Consider the following 507-nt stretch of genomic DNA (forward strand, 5'->3'; position numbering starts at 1 on the left):
GCCACGGTGCGGACGTTGGCGTCGGCGGCCGTGGTCATGAACCGGCGCTGGACCTCGCTGATGCGGCCGTCCGGGAACAGGGCGACGATGCGCACGTTGGCGCGACCGCGGAAGGCCTCGACCGCCGCCCCGCCGGTGTCGCCGGAGGTGGCGCAGACGATGGTCATGGTCCGCCGCTGCGCCGCCAGGGCCTTCTCGTAGAGCCGGGCGAGCAGTTGCATCGCCACGTCCTTGAACGCCAGGGTCGGGCCGTGGAACAGCTCCAGCAGCCAGAGGTTCGGATGCAGCTCGCGCAGCGGCGTCACGGCCGGATGGGTGAAGCTCGCATAGGCCTCGGCGCACATGCGGGCGACGTCGTCGCGGTCCAGCGCGTCGCCGGCGAACTTGCCGATCACGGCGGCGGCCACCTCGGCGTAGGGCCGCCCGGCGAAGGCGGCGATCTCCTCGCGGGTGAAGCTCGGCCATTGTTCGGGGACATAGAGGCCGCCGTCCGGGGCCAGCCCCGCC

Annotated in this window: 1 protein-coding gene; it reads right to left on the reverse strand. The window is 73.0% G+C overall.

The genetic code is table 11. From position 1 onward, the window contains the following. The coding region (locus tag D1Z90_RS21165; protein ID WP_119912688.1) for a PALP domain-containing protein at positions 1–507 on the reverse strand (507 nt) is incomplete at both ends.

It is taken from the genome of Motilimonas pumila (genome assembly GCF_003596335.1).
In the GTDB taxonomy this organism is placed as follows: Bacteria; Pseudomonadota; Gammaproteobacteria; order Enterobacterales; family CBDFNC01; genus Motilimonas; species Motilimonas pumila.